The organism is Photobacterium indicum, from assembly GCF_003026215.1.
In the GTDB taxonomy this organism is placed as follows: Bacteria; Pseudomonadota; Gammaproteobacteria; order Enterobacterales; family Vibrionaceae; genus Photobacterium; species Photobacterium indicum.
In genome coordinates, this window is sequence record NZ_PYOC01000011.1 from 133,192 (window position 1) to 153,649 (window position 20,458).

The 20,458-nt window shown below is 42.0% G+C and carries 12 protein-coding genes and 1 riboswitch; of the genes, 5 read left to right on the forward strand and 7 right to left on the reverse strand.

The genetic code is table 11. From position 1 onward, the window contains the following. From C9J47_RS21910 to csrD, 4 genes are all read right to left on the reverse strand, one after another. Nucleotides 1-333, reverse strand: coding sequence for an MSHA biogenesis protein MshK (locus tag C9J47_RS21910; RefSeq protein WP_107255402.1), 333 nt, complete (start codon nucleotides 331-333; stop codon nucleotides 1-3). Continuing rightward, on the reverse strand, nucleotides 326-961 hold the full coding sequence (gene pilO / locus C9J47_RS21915; RefSeq protein WP_107255403.1) for a type 4a pilus biogenesis protein PilO: 636 nt from the start codon (nucleotides 959-961) through the stop codon (nucleotides 326-328). Before pilO ends, C9J47_RS21910 begins: the two co-directional genes overlap by 8 nt. Continuing rightward, a complete protein-coding gene (locus tag C9J47_RS21920) occupies nucleotides 958-2,433 on the reverse strand; it encodes a PilN domain-containing protein (RefSeq protein ID WP_107255404.1) in 1,476 nt (491 codons plus the stop codon). Before C9J47_RS21920 ends, pilO begins: the two co-directional genes overlap by 4 nt. Nucleotides 2,434-2,590: 157 nt before the next feature. Next, entirely contained in the window at nucleotides 2,591-4,534 is a 1,944-nt protein-coding gene (gene csrD, locus C9J47_RS21925) for an RNase E specificity factor CsrD (protein ID WP_107255405.1), read from the reverse strand. A 226-nt stretch (nucleotides 4,535-4,760) separates the two neighbouring features. On the opposite strand from csrD, the gene C9J47_RS21930 reads away from it, so the two are divergent. Next, entirely contained in the window at nucleotides 4,761-5,672 is a 912-nt protein-coding gene (locus C9J47_RS21930) for a LysR family transcriptional regulator (RefSeq protein WP_107255406.1), read from the forward strand. A gap of 69 nt (nucleotides 5,673-5,741) precedes the next feature. Here the strand turns inward: C9J47_RS21930 and C9J47_RS21935 are convergent, their stop codons facing one another. Then, complete coding sequence (locus C9J47_RS21935) at nucleotides 5,742-6,299, reverse strand: single-stranded DNA-binding protein (protein ID WP_107255407.1); 558 nt, start codon at nucleotides 6,297-6,299, stop codon at nucleotides 5,742-5,744. A 362-nt stretch (nucleotides 6,300-6,661) separates the two neighbouring features. Between C9J47_RS21935 and uvrA the strand changes: the two genes are divergently transcribed. Next, nucleotides 6,662-9,487 (forward strand): excinuclease ABC subunit UvrA, encoded by a 2,826-nt coding sequence (gene uvrA, locus C9J47_RS21940; protein ID WP_107255408.1) that lies wholly within the window; start codon nucleotides 6,662-6,664, stop codon nucleotides 9,485-9,487. A 98-nt stretch (nucleotides 9,488-9,585) separates the two neighbouring features. Then, nucleotides 9,586-11,331 carry a PglL family O-oligosaccharyltransferase gene (locus C9J47_RS21945; RefSeq protein WP_107255409.1) on the forward strand — a complete coding sequence of 582 codons (1,746 nt, stop codon included), beginning with the start codon at nucleotides 9,586-9,588 and terminating at the stop codon, nucleotides 11,329-11,331. A gap of 54 nt (nucleotides 11,332-11,385) precedes the next feature. Here C9J47_RS21945 and C9J47_RS21950 read toward each other — a convergent pair whose 3' ends face one another. Beyond that, nucleotides 11,386-12,504 carry a pyridoxal-phosphate-dependent aminotransferase family protein gene (locus tag C9J47_RS21950; protein ID WP_107243670.1) on the reverse strand — a complete coding sequence of 373 codons (1,119 nt, stop codon included), beginning with the start codon at nucleotides 12,502-12,504 and terminating at the stop codon, nucleotides 11,386-11,388. Between the two features lie 268 nt (nucleotides 12,505-12,772). Then, a riboswitch (Lysine riboswitch) is annotated at nucleotides 12,773-12,963 on the forward strand. A 195-nt stretch (nucleotides 12,964-13,158) separates the two neighbouring features. Here C9J47_RS21950 and lysC point away from each other — a divergent pair. Then, nucleotides 13,159-14,451 (forward strand): lysine-sensitive aspartokinase 3, encoded by a 1,293-nt coding sequence (gene lysC / locus C9J47_RS21955; protein ID WP_245903582.1) that lies wholly within the window; start codon nucleotides 13,159-13,161, stop codon nucleotides 14,449-14,451. 73 nt (nucleotides 14,452-14,524) lie between these two features. Here lysC and metH read toward each other — a convergent pair whose 3' ends face one another. Beyond that, nucleotides 14,525-18,196, reverse strand: coding sequence for a methionine synthase (gene metH / locus C9J47_RS21960; protein ID WP_107255411.1), 3,672 nt, complete (start codon nucleotides 18,194-18,196; stop codon nucleotides 14,525-14,527). Nucleotides 18,197-18,389: 193 nt separating this feature from the next. Here metH and C9J47_RS21965 point away from each other — a divergent pair, with 193 nt between their 5' ends. Further along, nucleotides 18,390-19,670, forward strand: a complete 1,281-nt coding sequence (locus C9J47_RS21965) for a cation:proton antiporter (protein WP_107255412.1) — start codon at nucleotides 18,390-18,392, stop codon at nucleotides 19,668-19,670. Nucleotides 19,671-20,458 lie beyond the last annotated feature (788 nt).

The following is a 20,458-nucleotide window of genomic DNA, read 5'->3' on the forward strand; positions in this document are numbered from 1 at the left end:
TTACCTTTCAATTATTTTTATATTGTCAGCGAATAATTCCAAACGCCACTGCTTACCGCCACGGCTCACTGTGACAAAATCATCTTGAATATGAGTCAGGGTATAACCGCTTACTTTCCCACCTACACCAATGGATATATTATTCAATATGGCAGTGCACGTATCTGCCTCATCGCACAATATGCTTTGTAATGTCGGCACATAACTCCGCTTTGCTGTCTGCTTTTTTACTGGAGCACTCCAACCTAGCGGTGCGGTAGGATCTTGGCTTGCCTGAGTAACGCCGGTTGCTAGCATCATTAAAATAGCGCTAATAAAACTGAACTTACCCACCGATAAAATCCTTACTTTCGCCTAGAGTGTAAACATTTAACGTAATATCAGCCCAAGGGTATTTATCAACCTGGTAGCTAAAACTTCGCCAGTAATACTTCACCGGTAATGCTTCTAATTGCTCGAGATAATTAACTACATCAAAGTAGCGACCACGAAGTGTTAACTGTACGGGATGAATATAATAGCCTTCATCATCGCCATTGATTAGCTGTACAGGTGCCTGTGATTCTAATGAGACAAGCTTCAAACGTGTGGTTCGTCGTAACACTTCTTCCATTAAACCCGACATCTGTATTGGTGTTACCAAGCTCGCAACACGATCTGTTAGTTGCTCATTTAAGCTATCCGTCTGTTGCTCTAAACGTTCGATTTTCTTATCTACGTCATTATTTGGATCACTGTTGAGCTTTCGATTAATCACGGCAATTTGATTATCACTACTCACGAGTTCGTTAGCTGCTGAAACAAGTTGTCGTTTAACTGACGTAACATCTTTCATTGTTGGCTCAATCACCACAACAAAACCCACAAACAGTAATGCAACCCAACCAGATATCAGTATCAAGATTTGTTCGCGACGTGTCAGCAGATCAAAACGGTCGTTCAATTGTTGCCAACCATTCATTTTTTGCTCTCCTGTTGTGCCGCCGTTCTATCGGCTAATAATCTAAACGTCACGATATTTTTCTCATTACGCCCCAGTGATAGCAGCTGGAAACGACGCTCAGATAAAGATGGGTATTGTTTAAATGCTTTTAGCCAACCAGGAACTGCATCAGGGCTGCGCGCTAACCCTTCCAAATCGAGTGCTTTACCGGTCGCACGAATTCGATTAACTGAAATATCACCGCTTGCCGCATCTGACAATTGCTTTAACATTCCGGCATAGCCTACTTTTAGACTGTCATCATGATTTTCAATCGCTTTTAATGTTGCTTGCTTCGCTGCTAAATCTTGCTCTAGCGAACCCGCTAATTCGACTTTTAGAGGGCTAGGTACATGCTTCGCTAATGCCGCTTTGGCGCGGTCAAGCTCGGTACGTTTAGCCGTTAGTAATGCTTGCTCTACTGCTAACTTTTCTTTAACTACGTAGTTTTTCCACTGGTACCAGCCAGTCAATGTTGCCATTACCACAACAATAATTGCCCAACTAGCAATAACATTCGGCAATGTCAGATAATTTCTTTGTGGCTTTAAAGCATCTGAATAAAGGTTAATGCCAGAGCCATCAAGCTGATTAAGTGCCGCCCATGCTACACGAGCAGCATTGGTGGTTAACGTTGAATATGCAGGCGCAATAGCACTCACCGAGACACTTAAACGCTGACTAAGCTCTTGTGCTAATAAGGCATCATCTTCACCATCACACGAAATGACGAGTTGGTTTATTGGATTATCACGTAATTGTGCACTGAGGAAATCTAGAGAACGTTGTAATTCAAGTGCTAGATTGTCTAGCTGTAATGCATCACTTTCTGAACCGATTAACGGGTCAGTAAAACCCCGTAATTGACGTTGAAAACACAACGTCTGTTGCTTAAACGCGGTTAATTGTAATCCAGCACTTGAGCGACGATGAAGAATGAGCTGACTGAGTGATGAAGACGTAAATTGCCCCCATACTATTTCTTCTGCCGAAACCGCTATCAGTTCACCATTTGCATCGGCACAAATTTTAATGAGTTGTTCTATGTGCTTTCGATTAGCAACAAAAACTTGAAGTCGATCTTTTAATGGCGCCGGAAAACCGTCTGCCACCAAATCCATAGGAGATTCGTTAACAAGATCTTTAACTAAAAAAGGCAATGCCGTGGGTAATTCAGCACGCGGTATATCAGGTTTCTCAATAAGTAAACTCTGATATAAACCATGACCTAAAACTAATTTTAATTTACAACCAGAAAGGTCATGCTTTTCAAGCAACGATTTAATGGCATCAGCCCATTGCCCAGTTCCTGAAATATCAATGCTATCGGTTATACATTGCTGCTCTGATTCATAAACTATTGTTATAGAATCAGCAAATACAGCTAGGCAAGCTAACTTATGATGACTTTTCTTATTAAAGTATTTATTAAACAAAGCAGTAGACTTCATGGATATCCAATACAACTGACTAAATATGTGCAAATATTGCCACAACAACAACGCCAAACAACCGACACGCGTCAATTATTTGACAATAGTACCCGAACATTAATCAAATGAACATATATCGATTGCTTTTTAATGTATGAGCAAATGTAACATGTCTCTACTTCTGTTGTATGTTTGAATCACTTATTAACGAGATTTCAGCCCCAAAATACCGGCCTTGTCCGCCATGTACACCTAGTTGTTTTAATACCTGCCATTCTTTATTATTTTCCACGCCGACAGCGATAACTTTTGCATTCGAATCGGCACAAGCACCGAGCATACTACGAACAAATAGTTGATTTTCTTGTCTTTGATAAATCTCACGGATAAGGCTTCGGTGGAGTTTAATATAATCCACTTTAATATCTTTTATATAATGGGTGCTTACAATGGTTCTTCCCGCCTGATCAATCACCAGTTTACAACCAAGCCCGACTATCATCCGAGTGACAGGTCGCATAGCATCAAGATGCTTAACTAAACTTCCCTCTGGTATTTCAAACGATAGACGATTCAACACTGTTCGCGGGGTTTGTAATAACTCATCTCTTAGCCAACGAACAAAACTTTTATCTAATAGTGCGGTGATACTGACATTAATAGAAAACACATCGCTCACTGGCATTGTTTTTAGCAATTGTAATGATTTGGCAATAACCAATTTATCCATGCGAATATTAAAACCAACCTGTTCAACAGCAGGAAGAAATCGAGATGCTTTAATCAAAACACCATTTTCATCTTTAATACGCGCTAACAATTCCCGATGAAGTAATGTTTCACCATCAGCATTAACAACGGGTTGCTGATACAATATCGGGCCACCCGCATTAAATACGGCATCTAACAAGGTACGCCAACGTACACTGCCTCGACTATCATCCCATTGCTGCTCTTTCTTAAATGCATACCAACTGTTTGCTCGATGAAGCTGTGCACTTCGCAATGCCATATCTGCCTCATCCATAATACGGCCTCGTCGATCACCGCTAGAAAAGAAAGTCACCCCAATATGACACCAATTATCCGTTTCAAGTGGTGCTGCTGGGGTCAATCTTTCTAATGCTTTTAATAGTTGACTGGTAAATTGCTTTATTTCTTTTGCCGATTGCTGTGGGATCATAATGGCAAATTCAGCATCAAAGTAACGCGAAAGAACAGTATCTGAATAGCGCTGGATTAAATTAGATAGGATCATACCTACGTCTTGGATTAAGTCATCAGCGGCCTCTTTTCCCTTTTCTGCCAGTAAGTGATCCCATTCTGAAATACGAATCAAAATAACAGAGCCATAGGTGTCTTGATCTTGCACTATTGATTGAAGGCGGCTATCAAATAACACTCGGTTTGCTGTGCCTGTTAATTGATCAAGAAATGTATGAGTACGAATAAACGTATCAAAACGACTGCGCTCTTGACGGGCATCTTTTAACTCAGCAATCATTTGATCAAGGGCTAAACTTGCTGTTGCAGGCCACTCCTCTTCAGAACCGACAGCGTATTTATCGACACGCCCAGCAAGGATCATACGTCCTCGTACTTCTAACAGTTCTGAACCATATAATTGCCTACGTAACCAGTTCATGCCCCATACCAAGCCCATAATAATGATCATGATAGCAATACTGATTGATGACATTGCGCCTATCGAATAAGTAAATTCGGTATAAGGAGGTAATGACTTAATATCGATATTAAAGCCTGTGTTTTTCTCAAGCTGGTAATGGCTGATATACAATACATTAGGATCGGTGAGTGGATGTAAGCCTTTAAAAGAGTATATAGAGCCTGCAGAGCTGCTAATTTCAAGTTCAACGACATTACTGGCTTTTAATAAATGCGGTAGCCAACGTGAGAATGCTTCCGCGCCCTCAGGATCTGCCAATTGTTGATCGATAACGTTAACCACACCATCAAGATAGTTGGTCAGATAATTTTGCCCTAATTTTCGAAAGCTAATGGCACCGCCAATAAACACAACGAAAATGGCGCAAATAACAATAAGCGTGACAAAAGCAACCAAACGGTTGGTTAACTTCATCCCTGATGCTTTTCTCATATAACTCCAACGTTACAAGCAGTATTGATAGACTATAAACAGTTAACTAAAAATTACAGTGTCCAACAATGCAATTTGTTAATCACGTTAATAATGATTATCACTTGTTAAGCTATTAATGTGAATCATTGTCTGTAAACATAGTGATATGATTCGATGAATTTTATTACTCAATAAACGCTAAAATCACAGCACCCATCATCGTGGCTAACAAAACTGGAGACCTATGGATTGGATCATTTGCACAAAAAGCTTCGTTACCGTTGTGGATCAAGGCTCTCTGGCTCAAGCTGCCACTAAACTCAATACATCAAGCTCAGCATTATCAAAACGCCTTTCCTGGCTAGAAAAGCAGTTAGGTGTGCAACTATTAAAACGTACAACAAGGAGTTTGACGGTAACCGATGCGGGTAAATTATTTTATCAACGCAGTGCAAGACTACTTGATGATTGGCAGCAAATGCTGGCTGAAACAACCTCAACATATGGTGAAGTCAGTGGCGTATTACGTATTGGCGCCCCTCTTGCCACTGGCAGTCGATTATTAGTTAACTACTTAGCTGAATTTATTGAGACTTATCCTAAAATTCAAGTCGAGCTGCACACAGTAACCCCAGGGCAACTACCCGATCTTAACCTTGATGTATTTATCAGCCGTGAATTAACCGACTTTAATTCATCCAGTTATATTGCAACGCGATTATTTGATTTTCAGGCAGGGTTTTACGCGGCCCCAAGTTATCTCGAAGATAAACCCATAATTGAAAACCACCAGCAACTAACACAGCATAATTGCCTACTCTTTGGTACCCATGGACATGAGCAAGAACACATTTTTGAGAACAACTTACACTTGCGCTTACGGGGCAATTTCACCACTCAAAATCCTGAAGCATTAGTTGCTGCAGCTGTAGCAGGTATGGGGATTATTTTGGCAGGGGGTAACACGGTGAAACGCGAGCTAAGTAAAGGCTTACTGGTGCCTGTATTACCAGAGCTTAAACAGCCAATTAGCTCTGCCTATGCTTATTATCCCAAGCTTGATTACAACCATGTGAAAACGAAGTTATTCATTGATTTTATTAAAGAAAAATCAAATCTAAAAGTTAATGAAAAACCTTTAATAAATAATAGATAATAAAAAAGCAGCGCGAACGCTGCTTCTTCTTAAATCATGCTATTCCAAACCTACCAACTAAGAAGTTGATTAGAATGGGATATCATCATCAAAATCCATTGGTGGCTCATTGTACTGCTGCTGAGGCTGTTGAGGAGCCTGTTGCTGAGGAGCCTGTTGTTGCTGCTGCTGAGGTGCAAAGTTCTGCTGAGGAGCGGCTGCAGGTTGTTGAGGCTTGCCCCAGTTACCTTGCTGCTGTTGCTGCTGACCCATTCCTTGACCTTGACCGCCGCCTTGACGACCACCGAGCATTTGCATTACACCGTTAAAGCCCTGAACAACAACTTCTGTTGTGTATTGATCTTGGCCTTGTTGGTTTTGCCATTTACGTGTTTGTAATTGACCTTCGATGTATACCTGTGAACCTTTACGCAAGTATTCACCAGCAACTTCAGCAAGCTTGCCGAACAGCGCCACACGGTGCCATTCTGTTTTTTCACGTTGCTCGCCCGTTGCCTTGTCACGCCATGATTCAGAGGTAGCAATTGTTATGTTTGCTACTGCACTACCACTTGGCATATAACGGATTTCTGGGTCATTACCTAAGTTACCGACTAAGATAACCTTATTTACGCCACGACTGGCCATACTTAACTCCAAATCTGTCTGCGCACTACTTGATTATCAATAGCCGCTTAGTCAAAGTTTACACTTAATCTCGTAGTTTATCATGTTGGCACCGCTCAAGCATAGCGCTCAAACTGTGTTATCTAACGCAATTTTTCTTCATTATTGATGTAAAGAAAAATCACAAGCCTTAAGCGTATTGTTATCACACGGAAATACTGCCTTGTTACATATATTCACGCAAAAGCACAAATTATAAACAGGTCTGTTATTGGCTAGATTTCACTCTTTATACTGTATCTTTATACAGCTCGTACTTTCAAGCTTTTCTTGCCTATGCAATAATAACAAATCAATTAGTCGACCATAAAGCTCATATCAATATGGATTATATCGAAGTCAGGGGTGCTCGCACTCACAACCTAAAAAATATCAATCTCTCTATTCCTCGCGATAAGCTGATTGTTATCACCGGCTTATCGGGTTCAGGGAAATCATCATTGGCTTTTGATACCTTATATGCAGAAGGTCAGCGCCGCTATGTTGAATCGTTGTCTGCCTATGCTCGACAATTCCTATCGTTAATGGAAAAACCCGATGTCGACCATATTGAAGGGTTATCGCCTGCAATATCAATAGAACAGAAATCAACATCGCATAACCCACGATCAACCGTCGGTACGATCACTGAAATCTATGACTACTTACGCTTGCTGTATGCACGAGTGGGTGAGCCGCGCTGCCCAACACACGATGTAACACTAGCAGCGCAAACTGTCAGCCAGATGGTAGATAAAGTACTAGAGTTGCCAGAAGGCAGTAAAATGATGCTACTTGCCCCGATCGTAAAAGCGCGAAAAGGTGAGCATGTAAAAGCGCTGGCGAACCTAGCTGCCCAAGGATATATCCGAGCGCGCATTGATGGCGAAGTATGTGACCTTTCTGATCCACCTACCCTCGAATTACATAAAAAACATACCATTGAGGTCGTAGTCGATCGCTTCAAGGTGCGTGATGATCTACAGCTACGTTTAGCGGAATCGTTCGAAACAGCTCTAGAATTATCAGGTGGCAATGTATTAATCTGCCCAATGGATGACGACCAACCTGCTGAGTTACTATTTTCTGCTAATTTTGCCTGTCCACATTGTGGCTATAGCATGCAAGAACTTGAACCGCGTTTATTCTCATTTAATAATCCTGCTGGTGCGTGTGGCACTTGTGATGGTTTAGGGGTTCAGCAATATTTTGACCCTGACCGTGTGATACAAAATGGGGATCTAAGCTTATCTGGCGGTGCAATCCGCGGTTGGGATAAACGTAATTTTTATTATTTTCAGATGTTGAAATCAATGGCTGAACACTATGATTTTGATGTTGAAGCTGCCTTCAATGAATTACCTAAAAAAATCAAAGACCTTATCCTGAGTGGTTCTGGTAAAACAGAAATTGAATTTAAGTACATTAATGACCGCGGCGATATAACGGTTCGACGCCATCCTTTTGAGGGGATCCTCAATAATATGGAACGTCGTTATCGTGAAACAGAATCGAATGCTGTACGTGAAGAGCTGGCAAAATTTGTATCAACTAAACATTGTTCTAGCTGTCACGGTTCACGTTTACGTCAAGAAGCACGTCATGTGTTTATTGCTGATACAAACCTACCCACCATTTGTGAAATGAGCATCAATGAAACATTTAACTTTTTTGATACGCTTTCACTGGTGGGCCAGCGAGCACAGATCGCCGATAAAATATTAAAAGAAATCAAAGACCGATTAACCTTCTTAGTCAACGTAGGCCTTAACTACCTAAATTTATCACGCAGTGCCGATACGCTATCTGGCGGTGAAGCACAACGTATTCGCCTTGCAAGCCAAATAGGTGCGGGGCTCGTCGGTGTTATGTATGTACTTGATGAACCTTCAATTGGTCTTCATCAGCGTGATAATGAACGTTTACTCAAAACCTTGAATCACCTGCGTGATCTCGGTAATACGGTTATCGTGGTTGAGCATGATGAAGATGCGATTCGCGCTGCTGATTATGTGATTGATATTGGCCCTGGTGCCGGAGTGCACGGTGGTGAAATCATCGCAGAAGGCACTATGGAAGATATCCTTAATGCGCCAGACTCCTTAACGGGTCAGTATTTAAGTGGAAAAAAATCCATTGCGATCCCAGAACACCGGACACCGATGGATCCAGATAAAACCGTTAAATTACTGGGGGCGACAGGTAATAACCTTAAAAATGTCGACGTTGAAATCCCTGTCGGTCTCTTTACCTGTATTACTGGCGTTTCTGGTTCGGGTAAATCAACGCTTATCAATGATACTTTTTTCCGCATTGCTCACCACCAGCTCAATGGTGCAACAACCGGTGAAGCGGCACCTTATCGTGAGATCCAAAATTTAGAACATTTTGATAAGGTCATTGAAATTGATCAAAGCCCAATAGGACGTACACCACGCTCTAATCCAGCAACCTATACCGGTATATTTACGCCGATCCGTGAGCTATTTGCGGGCACCCAAGAATCTCGGTCTCGTGGCTATAAACCTGGCCGTTTTAGTTTTAATGTAAAAGGCGGGCGTTGCGAATCTTGCCAAGGTGACGGGCTAATCAAAGTCGAAATGCATTTCTTACCGGATGTCTATGTGCCTTGTGATTCTTGTAAGAGCAAGCGCTACAACCGTGAAACGTTGGAAGTGCGCTACAAAGGTAAATCTATTCACGAAGTCTTGGATTTAACGGTTGAAGATGCTCGTGAATTTTTTGATCCCGTTCCCGCTATTGCAAGAAAACTACAAACATTAATGGATGTCGGTTTATCTTATATCCGCTTAGGTCAAGCTGCGACCACCCTTTCCGGTGGTGAAGCTCAGCGTGTGAAATTAGCCCGAGAGTTATCGAAGCGAGACACCGGACAGACACTGTATATATTGGATGAACCAACCACAGGGTTACACTTCCATGATATTCAACAGTTGCTGGTCGTACTGCATCGGTTACGAGATAGAGGCAATACTATCGTGGTCATCGAGCATAACCTTGATGTAGTAAAGACTGCCGATTGGATTATTGATTTGGGGCCAGAAGGCGGGAACGGTGGCGGTGAAATTGTTGCCGCAGGTACACCTGAGCAGGTCGCTCAAGTGGCCGGTTCACATACTGCGTACTTCCTTAAACCTCTTTTGCCTTAAGCTGCTTTTGTCTTGAGCTGCTAAGAAATCAACGTTATAGGCTGATATAATTATCAGCCTTTATTTTGCTTAAACATGTCAACAAGCATGGATATAAAATGACAGTGTTACACTTGCAAGGCACCAAACTCGCAGAGCAGAGCATGAGTAAACCATTAGTGAAACCATTCATTGTTTCACTCGGTTTTTTGTTTGTGCTAACGATGCACTACTTCCAGCATAATCCTGGCGGTTCAGGGCTTGAGCTGTCATTTAATACCGCCAGTTGGATCCCATTTAGTATCGCGATTTCACTAGGTTTATTAGAAATTTGTCGTCAAAAGGTGTGGCGCTATTCTCGAGTAACCATTGTTTTATTTGCTTGCTGTCTATTACTCACCTTACCTGTTTTTTATCCAAATGCTGATGCATCGGCAGTCGCTAACCGACTGATTGTACTTTGGGCTGGGTTCTTATTTTTTATCGGGTTACAGCAGTTTACGTTTACCCCAAAGCAGCGCCAGCGCATGTTATGGTTGATTCTCATTGGTGTGTTGATTCAAGCGGCTTTTGGTTGGTATCAATTCATGTGGATGGAAGCTGACAATGCTTTTGGTTACAACACACTGAACAACCGACCTTATGGCATTTTTCAGCAACCAAATGTAATGGCTAGTTTTCTGGCAACTGGGTTAGTACTGTCTGCTTATCTGCTTGCCCGTATTCCGATGTATCGCGGTAAATGGTCATGGCTGCAGCTTCTGTTACTGCTCACTCCCGTCATCACGATTCCAATCATTATGGCATTGAGTTCTCGTACAGGCTGGATCGGAGCGATCGTCGGTGTCGGCCTTATGATCCCCTACCTACGTCGCTTTGCTGCAAAAGCCCAATTACGCATGTGGCTATTGATGATCGTGATGGGGCTAAGTGTTTCTTGGAGCATTAACTCTACGACAGGTTGGGGGCCAAAAACTGAACGTATAACGCTTGAGAGTGCTCGTTCCATCCATATTCCGCAAGCGTATAAAATGTTTCGTACCGAGCCACTAATGGGTTATGGCTATGGCAAATTTGAGCCCGCCTATATCACTCAAACCGCAAAATGGCACCAAGCCGATCCCAATCAGCCTTACGGAGTCCCTAGTTTAGACCACCCTCATAATGAACTAGTGTATTGGGCAGCTGAAGGGGGGATCATTCCTCTGATTGCATTGCTGCTTGCGGCAGCAGCTGTGCTATTTAAAATCAGCAAGGCGCGAGAAGGCACTCAACTCGCATTAGTCGGGCTTTTCTTTCCCATCGTTTTGCACACCCAACTAGAGTATCCCTTCTACCACTCATTAGCTCATTGGGTTATTTTTATCATCCTGATTTATTGGGTCGATAACCTAACGGCAAAATATAATAAACATGAAATGCAGTATGTAATGACGATTAAATCTTTGGCGTTAATCATGCCTATTGTCGTTAGTGGTTTTATGTTAACAACCTTGTACTCGGGTTGGTTATTAACCAAGTTTGAGACGACACGTCCAGTTAATATTGATTACTTAATGCAGGTAAATAACCCTTGGGCTTGGCAAAACCGTTTTGATTGGGATTTGCATTTGACACAGCTACAACTGGGAACAGCAAGTAACAATCCTGCACTCATTGAAGAATACATTCAATGGGCGACAAAAAAAGCCGTTAATTGGCCTCGCCCAGCGCTATACCATAACTTGATTTCCGCTTATCAATTATTAGGTAAGCCAGAACGAGCTAGCCAAATAAAGCAAGAAGCCGAATATTTATTTCCGGGCGCCAACTTTGCCACTTCAGAGGCACAATCCATATTGCCTTCAGAGGCAAGCAAACCTTGATCAAAAACGGCTACCGAGGTAGCCGTTTTATTCAATCGATCAATGATGACTTTTTTACTTCAATGTCGATTCCAAGGCTTTTAGGCATAATGCGACATTTTCACTACGTGCAGCATATCCCATCAAGCCAATACGCCATGCTTTACCACCTAGAGCCCCGAGCCCAGCACCAATTTCAAGGTTATAGCGCTCAAGTAATGTTTTACGTACTAATGCATCATCAACGCCATCAGGAATATACACCGCATTAAGCTGTGGCAAACGCGAGGCTTCATCAACAACAAAAGTAATACCGAGTTTTTCTAAGCCTTCACGCAAGTCTAAATGAACATCTTTATGGCGTTGCCAAGCATTTTCTAACCCTTCATTTTGTAATAATACTAAGGCTTCATGCAGGGCATACAAGCTATTGACTGGCGCAGTATGATGATAAGTTCGCTTACCTTCCCCGCTCCAATACCCGAGTACTAAACTTTGATCCAAGAACCAACTTTGCACGGGTGTTTTACGAGCTTGAATTTTATCAATCGCGCGCTGAGAAAAAGTTAATGGTGATAAACCAGGCACGCATGATAAACATTTCTGGCTACCAGAATAAACGGCATCTAACTGCCATTCATCAACCAATAAAGGAACACCGCCTAACGATGTCACGGCATCAACAATGGTCAAACAATCATGTTGACGTGCCAGTTTCGCCAGCGCTTCAGCATCACTTAACGCACCCGTTGATGTTTCAGCATGCACAAATGCTAATATTTTCGCATCTGGGTTATCAATTAACGCTTGTTCCACCAGCTTAGGATCAACAGGCTCTCCCCAAGCATTATCGACAACAACGGCTTGCCCACCACATCGTTCAACATTTTCTCGCATGCGATCGCCAAATACACCATTACGGCAAACAATGACCTTATCACCTGGCTCCACAAGGTTAACAAAACATGCTTCCATACCTGCACTACCAGGGGCAGACACAGCAATCGTAAATGTATTTTTAGTCTGAAAAGCATATTGCAGTAGCTGTTTTAGCTCATCCATCATCCCAACAAAAAGTGGGTCTAAATGTCCAACTGTCGGGCGACTAAGTGCCTGTAAAACTTGAGGGTAGATATCTGAAGGACCAGGTCCCATTAATGTTCGTTGCGGAGGGTAAAAGCTAGTAATTGTCATTATTCTATCTTCCTGAAGTAAGTTGTAATCAATCCCTGTATTTTCGTTATTTTTCTAACTGTAGGGCGGGAATTATTAGGGTTGCACAACAACAGAATATTAAATCAACCATACTCAGTGCAAGTCTCATTCAACACTAACATAACGAATGACATAAGCGATTGCATTTTTATCGCATAAATAACCACAGAAAGATTGACAACCTAGTAACAAATCCTATTCAATGAGGAGAGTTTTTGTTCATCCTGCTGGTATTAATACCACTAGGTAAAACGGAAGAGGAGCGTTACCCAGGTATTTAGATTGCAGGGACCCACCCTAAAGCAGCCTAAAGAGGGGGAGTAACGCCGAGATATAACTGATGGGGATCAGTGATATCGGCTATGAAGGTTGAATCCTTCTGGCTGTCACCTTTTTATGCATAAGTAACATATAAAAAGGTGGGGAGCTTCTGGTTGTAGCGCTATTCGTACGTCTCGCCTTTCTGCTCTCCTGACAATTGGATGTCGGGAATATCCTCCCGCGTAAATTCGTTTTTATCATTTTACTGAGATTGGGAGTCTTACCTTGAGCCTTGTAGATAGTAATGTTAATCCGCACACATCGTTAACCGTTGCCAAGTTTGGTGGTACAAGTGTTGCCGACTTCACCGCGATGAGTCGCAGTGCAGCAATAGTTCAACATGCACCACACACCCGCTTAGTCTTAATTAGTGCCTGTTCTGGAGTCACCAATATCTTAGTCGAGCTGGCTAATGGTGTTACTGATACTCAACAACGCCATGCTTTATTAACTCGCTTAACCGATATACACCAATCTGTATTAAGCCAATTAGAGCAACCACAGCAAGCTGAAGAAGCCATTACTATATTGCTTCAAAATGTAGCTGAATTAGCAAAAAAAGCAGCCATTGAAAAATCAGTCACCCTTACTGATCAGCTTGTTTCCCATGGCGAGTTACTTTCTACTCACCTATTTGCTCAAATATTGAGAGAGCTTGGCATCAAAGCCATTCGATTTGATATTCGAGATGTAATGCGTACAGATGGGCAATTTGGTAAAGCCATTCCTCAGCCCAGTATTATCCGCCAATTATCGGAACAACACCTTTCACCACAACTAAAAGAATATGTGGTGGTATCTCAAGGTTTTATAGGCTCTGATGAACAAGGAAACACTACCACATTAGGCCGTGGTGGCAGTGACTATAGTGCCGCCTTAATGGCAGAAGCTATCGGGGCATCGACCTTAGAAATTTGGACTGATGTACCAGGCATGTATACCACTGACCCACGCATCGCCACGAAGGCAAAACCAATAAAAGAAATCAGCTTCAGCGAAGCATCTGAAATGGCCAATTTTGGTGCCAAAATATTACACCCATCAACATTAGTGCCTGCAATTAGACAACAAATACCCGTCTTCATCGGCTCGTCGAAAGCACCAGAACAAGGTGGAACTTGGATTCGCGAAACAGTCTCTGACGCCCCATTATTTAGAGCCCTAGCACTTCGTTGTAATCAAACAATGGTGACATTAACCAGCCTCAATATGTTCCATGCTTACGGCTTCTTAGCTGAAGTTTTTCGTATTTTAGCTGAACATAAAATATCAGTGGATTTGATAACCACCTCTGAAGTGAGTGTATCTTTAACGTTAGATCAAACAGATACCAGTGGTGGCGCACCAACACTTCCAGCGCAAGCACTCGCGGAACTCAGTGAACTATGCCGCGTCGAGGTCGAGCAAGATCTATGCTTAGTTGCACTGATTGGTAATCAAATGAGCAGCACCAAAGGATCAGCAAAAACAGTTTTCAGCACGCTTGAAGACTATAACCTACGCATGATTTGTTATGGTGCAAGCCCGCACAATTTATGTTTTCTGGTAAAAGCACAAGATGCTAAATCTGCCATCAAAGATCTCCATTGCGCTATCTTTGAATAAAGCGAAAACCATATACTGGTAACAGAAAAAAGAAGGCACTCAAATGAGCGCCTTCTTTTCGTTCAAACCAGCATTATAAATTCGGTCCTAGCCACTTTTCAGCTTCAATCAGATCCCAGCCTTTACGATCAGCATAGCTGTCACGCTGATCTTCTTGGATCTGAGCAACCGCAAAGTAACGAGATTCCGGATGAGAAAAATACCACCCCGACACAGCAGCACCCGGCCACATCGCATAGCTTTCAGTTAATACCATGCCAGTGTTAACCTCTGCATCTAACAATGACCAGATGGTGCCTTTTTCTGTATGCTCGGGACACGCAGGATACCCAGGTGCAGGACGTATACCTTGGTATTTTTCACGAATCAAATCTTCATTCGCCAGCGACTCTTCAGGTGCATAACCCCAAATTTCTTTCCGTACCGTTTCATGCATACATTCAGCAAAAGCCTCAGCTAAGCGATCTGCAATCGCCTGTATCATAATCGCGTTATAGTCATCGCCTTTGGCTTTAAACTGTTCAGCAATGTCATACTCCCCGATACCGCCCGTTACAGCAAAAGCGCCGATCCAGTCAGCTTTGTTACTTTCTTTCGGTGCAATATAATCCGATAAGCAATAGTTAGGTCCTTTCGGTTTTTTCGTCTGTTGACGCAACCCACACAGTACCGTCATTACTTCAGAGCGAGTCTCATCGGTATATACTTCAATATCGTCACCAATATTATTTGCTGGGAATAATCCACACACCCCGTTTGCTTTGATCATTCCTGTACGCTCAATTTCATCTAGCAATACATTGGCATCATCAAATAAACGCTGAGCCTCTTCGCCCACAACTTCATGGCGCAAAATTGTTGGATACTTACCACTTAATGACCAAGTCATAAAAAATGGCGTCCAATCAATATATTTTCGAATCTTAGATATAGGGAAATCAGTAAATACATGTATACCCGATTTTTCCGGTACAGGGGGAATATAACTATCCCAATCGATGGCAACTTTGTTTTCACGTGCTTGCTCTAACGTAACAGGTGCTGTCCGTGGTTTTTTACGCGCATGTTGTTCACGTACCGTAATATATTCTTTATCTAAGCGTTCAATGAATGCTGGTCGCAGTTCATCGGATAACAATGCAGAACAAACCCCTACGGCACGAGAAGCATTGGATACATAAACAACAGGCCCGTGATAGTTCTCTTCAATCTTAACCGCAGTATGCGCTTTCGAGGTCGTTGCACCACCAATCAGCAATGGCAGCTCAAAGCCTTGTCGCTCCATCTCTTTAGCCACATGCACCATTTCGTCTAACGATGGTGTAATAAGGCCACTTAAGCCGATGATGTCGACATTTTGTTCTTTAGCGACTTTAAGTATTTGATCACAAGAAACCATGACCCCAAGATCAATGATTTCATAGTTGTTACACTGCAAAACTACGCCCACAATATTCTTACCAATATCGTGAACATCACCTTTCACCGTTGCCAGCAGAATTTTACCATTGGTATAACCCGCTTGTTTTTCAGCATTGATATAAGGTTCAAGGTGAGCAACAGCTTGCTTCATAACACGGGCTGATTTAACCACCTGAGGTAAGAACATTTTACCTTCACCAAATAGATCACCGACAATATTCATACCCGCCATTAACGGGCCTTCAATTACTTCGAGAGGCTTAGAGGCATTAGTGCGAGCCTCTTCAGTATCTTCAACAATGAACTCAGTTATCCCTTTAACCAGCGCATGTGATAAGCGCTTTTCTACAGGCCACCCTCGCCATTCTTGCAGTGTACGATCTTCTTCAACTTTTCCGCTACCACGGTATTTATCCGCAATATCCAATAAACGTTCGGTACTATCATCACGACGGTTTAAGACGACGTCTTCAACTGCATTACGGAGTTCATCGGTTAAATCGTCATAAATCGCAAGTTGCCCTGCGTTTACAATCCCCATATCCATACCATTTTTAAAACAGTAATAAAGGAATACGGCATGGATCGCTTCTCGAATCGGATCATTGCCTCGGAACGAAAAAGATACATTGGAAACGCCACCAGAAACCATGGCATAAGGAAGTGTACGTTTGATATCACCTACCGCTTCGATGAAATCAACGGCATAGTTGTTATGTTCTTCAATACCCGTTGCGACAGCAAAAATATTCGGATCAAAAATAATATCTTCAGGCGGAAAACCGACTTCATCCACCAAAATATGATAGGCATTCGTACAAATCTCTATTTTACGTTCACGCGTATCTGCTTGCCCTTCTTCATCAAAAGCCATCACAATAACCGCAGCACCATAACGGCGGAGCAATTTCGCTTGGGCGATAAATTTTTCAACACCCTCTTTCATCGATATAGAGTTGACGATCGGTTTACCTTGTACACACTTCAAACCAGCTTCAAGCACTTCCCATTTAGATGAATCTACCATGATGGGTACTTTTGAAATCTCAGGTTCAGTAGCACATAAATTTAAGAAGCGTACCATTGCCGCTTCTGCATCCAGCATGCCCTCATCCATATTAATATCGATAATTTGAGCGCCAGCTTCTACTTGTTGGCGCGCGACCTCTAACGCTTCATCATATAATTCATCTTTGATGAGTCGCTTGAAACGAGCAGAACCCGTTACATTCGTTCGCTCTCCCACATTCACAAATAAGGTATCAGCAGAAATCGTGAGAGGTTCTAATCCTGATAAACGACAAGCAACAGGGATATCAGGTAACTGACGAGGTTTAACATTTCGGGTAACTTGTTCCATTAAACGAATATGTTCTGGCGTTGTACCACAACACCCCCCCACCAAATTGAGGAATCCACTTTTCGCCCATTCTTCAATATGTTCAGCCATATCTTCAGGGCTAAGATCATATTCTCCAAATGCATTCGGCAATCCAGCATTCGGGTGGGCAGAAACAGCGCTTTCAGAGATCCGAGATAACTCATCGACATATTGACGTAATTCATCAGGACCTAACGCACAGTTCAAACCAAACGAGATTGGCTTTACGTGACGAAGAGAATTATAGAATGCTTCGGTTGTTTGACCTGAAAGTGTTCGACCCGAGGCATCGGTGATTGTGCCTGAAATCATGATAGGTAAAACAACACCATCTTCGTCAAAAACAGTTTCAACAGCGAAAGTACAAGCTTTAGCGTTCAACGTATCAAAAATAGTTTCTACTAAGATTAAATCAACGCCGCCAGCAATAAGAGCACGCGTTGATTCAGAATAAGCTTCAACTAACTGGTCAAAGGTAACATTACGAAAGCTAGGATCGTTAACATCAGGAGAGATAGAACACGTTCGGTTAGTAGGGCCGAGTACCCCAGCAACAAAGCGTGGTTTAGACGGGGTTTTTAGCGTCCACTCATCTGCCGCTTGTCGAGCCAATTTAGCCGCTTCAAAGTTAATCTCAGCGCTTAGACTTTCCATGTCATAGTCAGCCATGGCTATGGTGGTTGCATTAAATGTGTTGGTCTCAAGAATATCAGCACCAGCTTCTAGGTACTCGCTATGAATATCCTTAATTAACTGTGGTTGTGTTAAAACGAGAAGGTCATTATTCCCTTTAAGATCTGAATGCCAATCAGCAAAACGTTCTCCTCGATAATCATTTTCATCCAATTTATAGCCTTGGATCATGGTGCCCATGCCACCATCAATGATCAGAATGTTTTCAGCTAACCGCTTCTGTAGTATTTCCTTACTCTTCACCACCACATTACTTCCTTATTTTTTATTACAGCTTAATAACATCCTACCATAGCCCCAATGGAAATCTAGACGTCTAAATGCCTTTTCATGAACAAAACGAATACAGAATAAAAGAAAGTTTTTATAGCTATAATCGCCCTATGGTTTTATATTTTGTGACAATTTACTATTTACTCTAAAATCAATTTGAGGTTGATGCATGTCGGTCTACAGTACCTTATGCTTTCTCGCAGCAGCAGCGATGGCTATTGCTTTTATAAACAGCAAGATCGGTAAAATGCAAACAACAATTGCGATTACTGCAGGCGCATTAATGTTGTCTTTAGGTATCATTATTGCTGGTCAGAATGGCTGGTTTCATTTAGAAGATATTGCAGCTGAACAACTTGCTGACATCGATTTTGAAAGCTTTTTACTTAAAGGGATTTTAGGATTTTTGCTTTTTGCAGGTGGGCTAGGAATTAAGCTGCCTAACCTAGAAGATCAAAAGTGGGAAATTACTGTTTTAGCTTTGGGTGCCACACTTTTTTCAACTTTTTTCATCGGCGGTGCGCTTTGGGGCATATGTCAATTATTGGGCTTTCAATTCGACTTAATCTACTGCTTAATCTTTGGTTCTTTGATATCACCAACGGATCCAATCGCTGTACTGGCTATCGTTAAAAAGTTAGATGCGCCCCGTCGTATTTCAACACAAATTGAAGGGGAATCATTATTTAATGATGGCTTTGGCTTAGTTATTTTTGTCACCTTGTTCACTATAGCCTTTGGCAGTGAAGCCCCAACAGTCTTAGGCGTAGGACAATTATTCCTACAAGAAGCAATCGGTGGTATTGCTTATGGTTTTGTTCTTGGTCTGCTTTTTCACTATTTAATTAGCTCCACGAATGATCACTCCATGGAGCTATTACTAACACTAGGTATTCCAACGGCTGGTTATGTATTTGCCGATGTCATACATGTATCAGGTCCATTAGCAATGGTTGTATCTGGTATCATGATTGGTAACTGGACACGCTATATTGGTTTTTCTAAAGAAAGTGAAGAACATTTAGATCACTTTTGGGAGTTAGTTGATGAATTCCTAAATGGCGTTCTATTTTTACTTATCGGTATGACCATGCTTCAATTCAGCTTCCACCAAGAAGATTGGGTGCTGATGGTGATCGCAATTCCTCTCGTATTATTAAGCCGTTATCTAAGCGTAAAGTTGTCTTATATCGGCTTCCAGAAGTATCGTGATTACAACCCGCACTCGGTGAAAATATTAACTTGGGGAGGCTTACGTGGTGGTCTAGCTTTAGCAATGGCAATGGCTATTCCCGCTGGTGTTATTGTGATACCAGAAAAAAATATCGATGTAAGAGAAATCATTCTTGTCATGACTTATGCTGTCGTCGTTTTCTCCATTCTAATTCAAGGGTCAACGATCACCACATTAATTCATAAAGCCAAAGAGTGGGAAGCTCAAAATAAATAACTACGCAACAAGATAAATATAGAAGGCCTGCTGTTGCAGGTCTTTTTTTGTTATAAAAGAACATAACTAATATATTTAAATAAGCCTTACTTGCAATAGTGCAGCTCCTTCTGGCGCTGATACCCATCATTTCACACGACAGATACAGGTATTCGTAGGTTGTGCAGGCTTTAACACAATGATACTGCAGACAATTTCGATAACGTTAGTACCTTTCCATCTTCTTTTAGTCTAATGACATTAATTATATGATCTAATTATTGTACTGTTCATCAATGACATTACAGCTATGACCGACATACCTTCCATTAGACAGCTAGCTCTCATATCAAAAGCGACACCATCAGGAAGACACACAGTCATAATTATGGATGGTGCAGGTTGCCATACGACAGACACATCGGCTGAATTTTCCAATCCTGCGATAATGAAACTTCCGCCATACTCGCTATCGAGCAAGTATGGAACTGTCTGAGGCAGCATAAATTGGCCAATCAAGCTTTCACTGGTTATGACGATATTGTAGATAAATGCAGTCGTGCTTGGTGTGATTTTATAGCACAAGTCGATTTAGTGAAAAGCTCATGCTCCAGGGCATGGATAAAATTGGTAAGTTAATTAATGTAATTGGTATAACCAACTGAACTACCACTCCGCAGTCTCTATTCAGTTCTAATTTTCATTTTCTATAGACGTAAAAAAGCCCTAATCTTTCGATTAGGGCTTCTTCAATAATGGCGGAGTGGACGGGACTCGAACCCGCGACCCCCGGCGTGACAGGCCGGTAT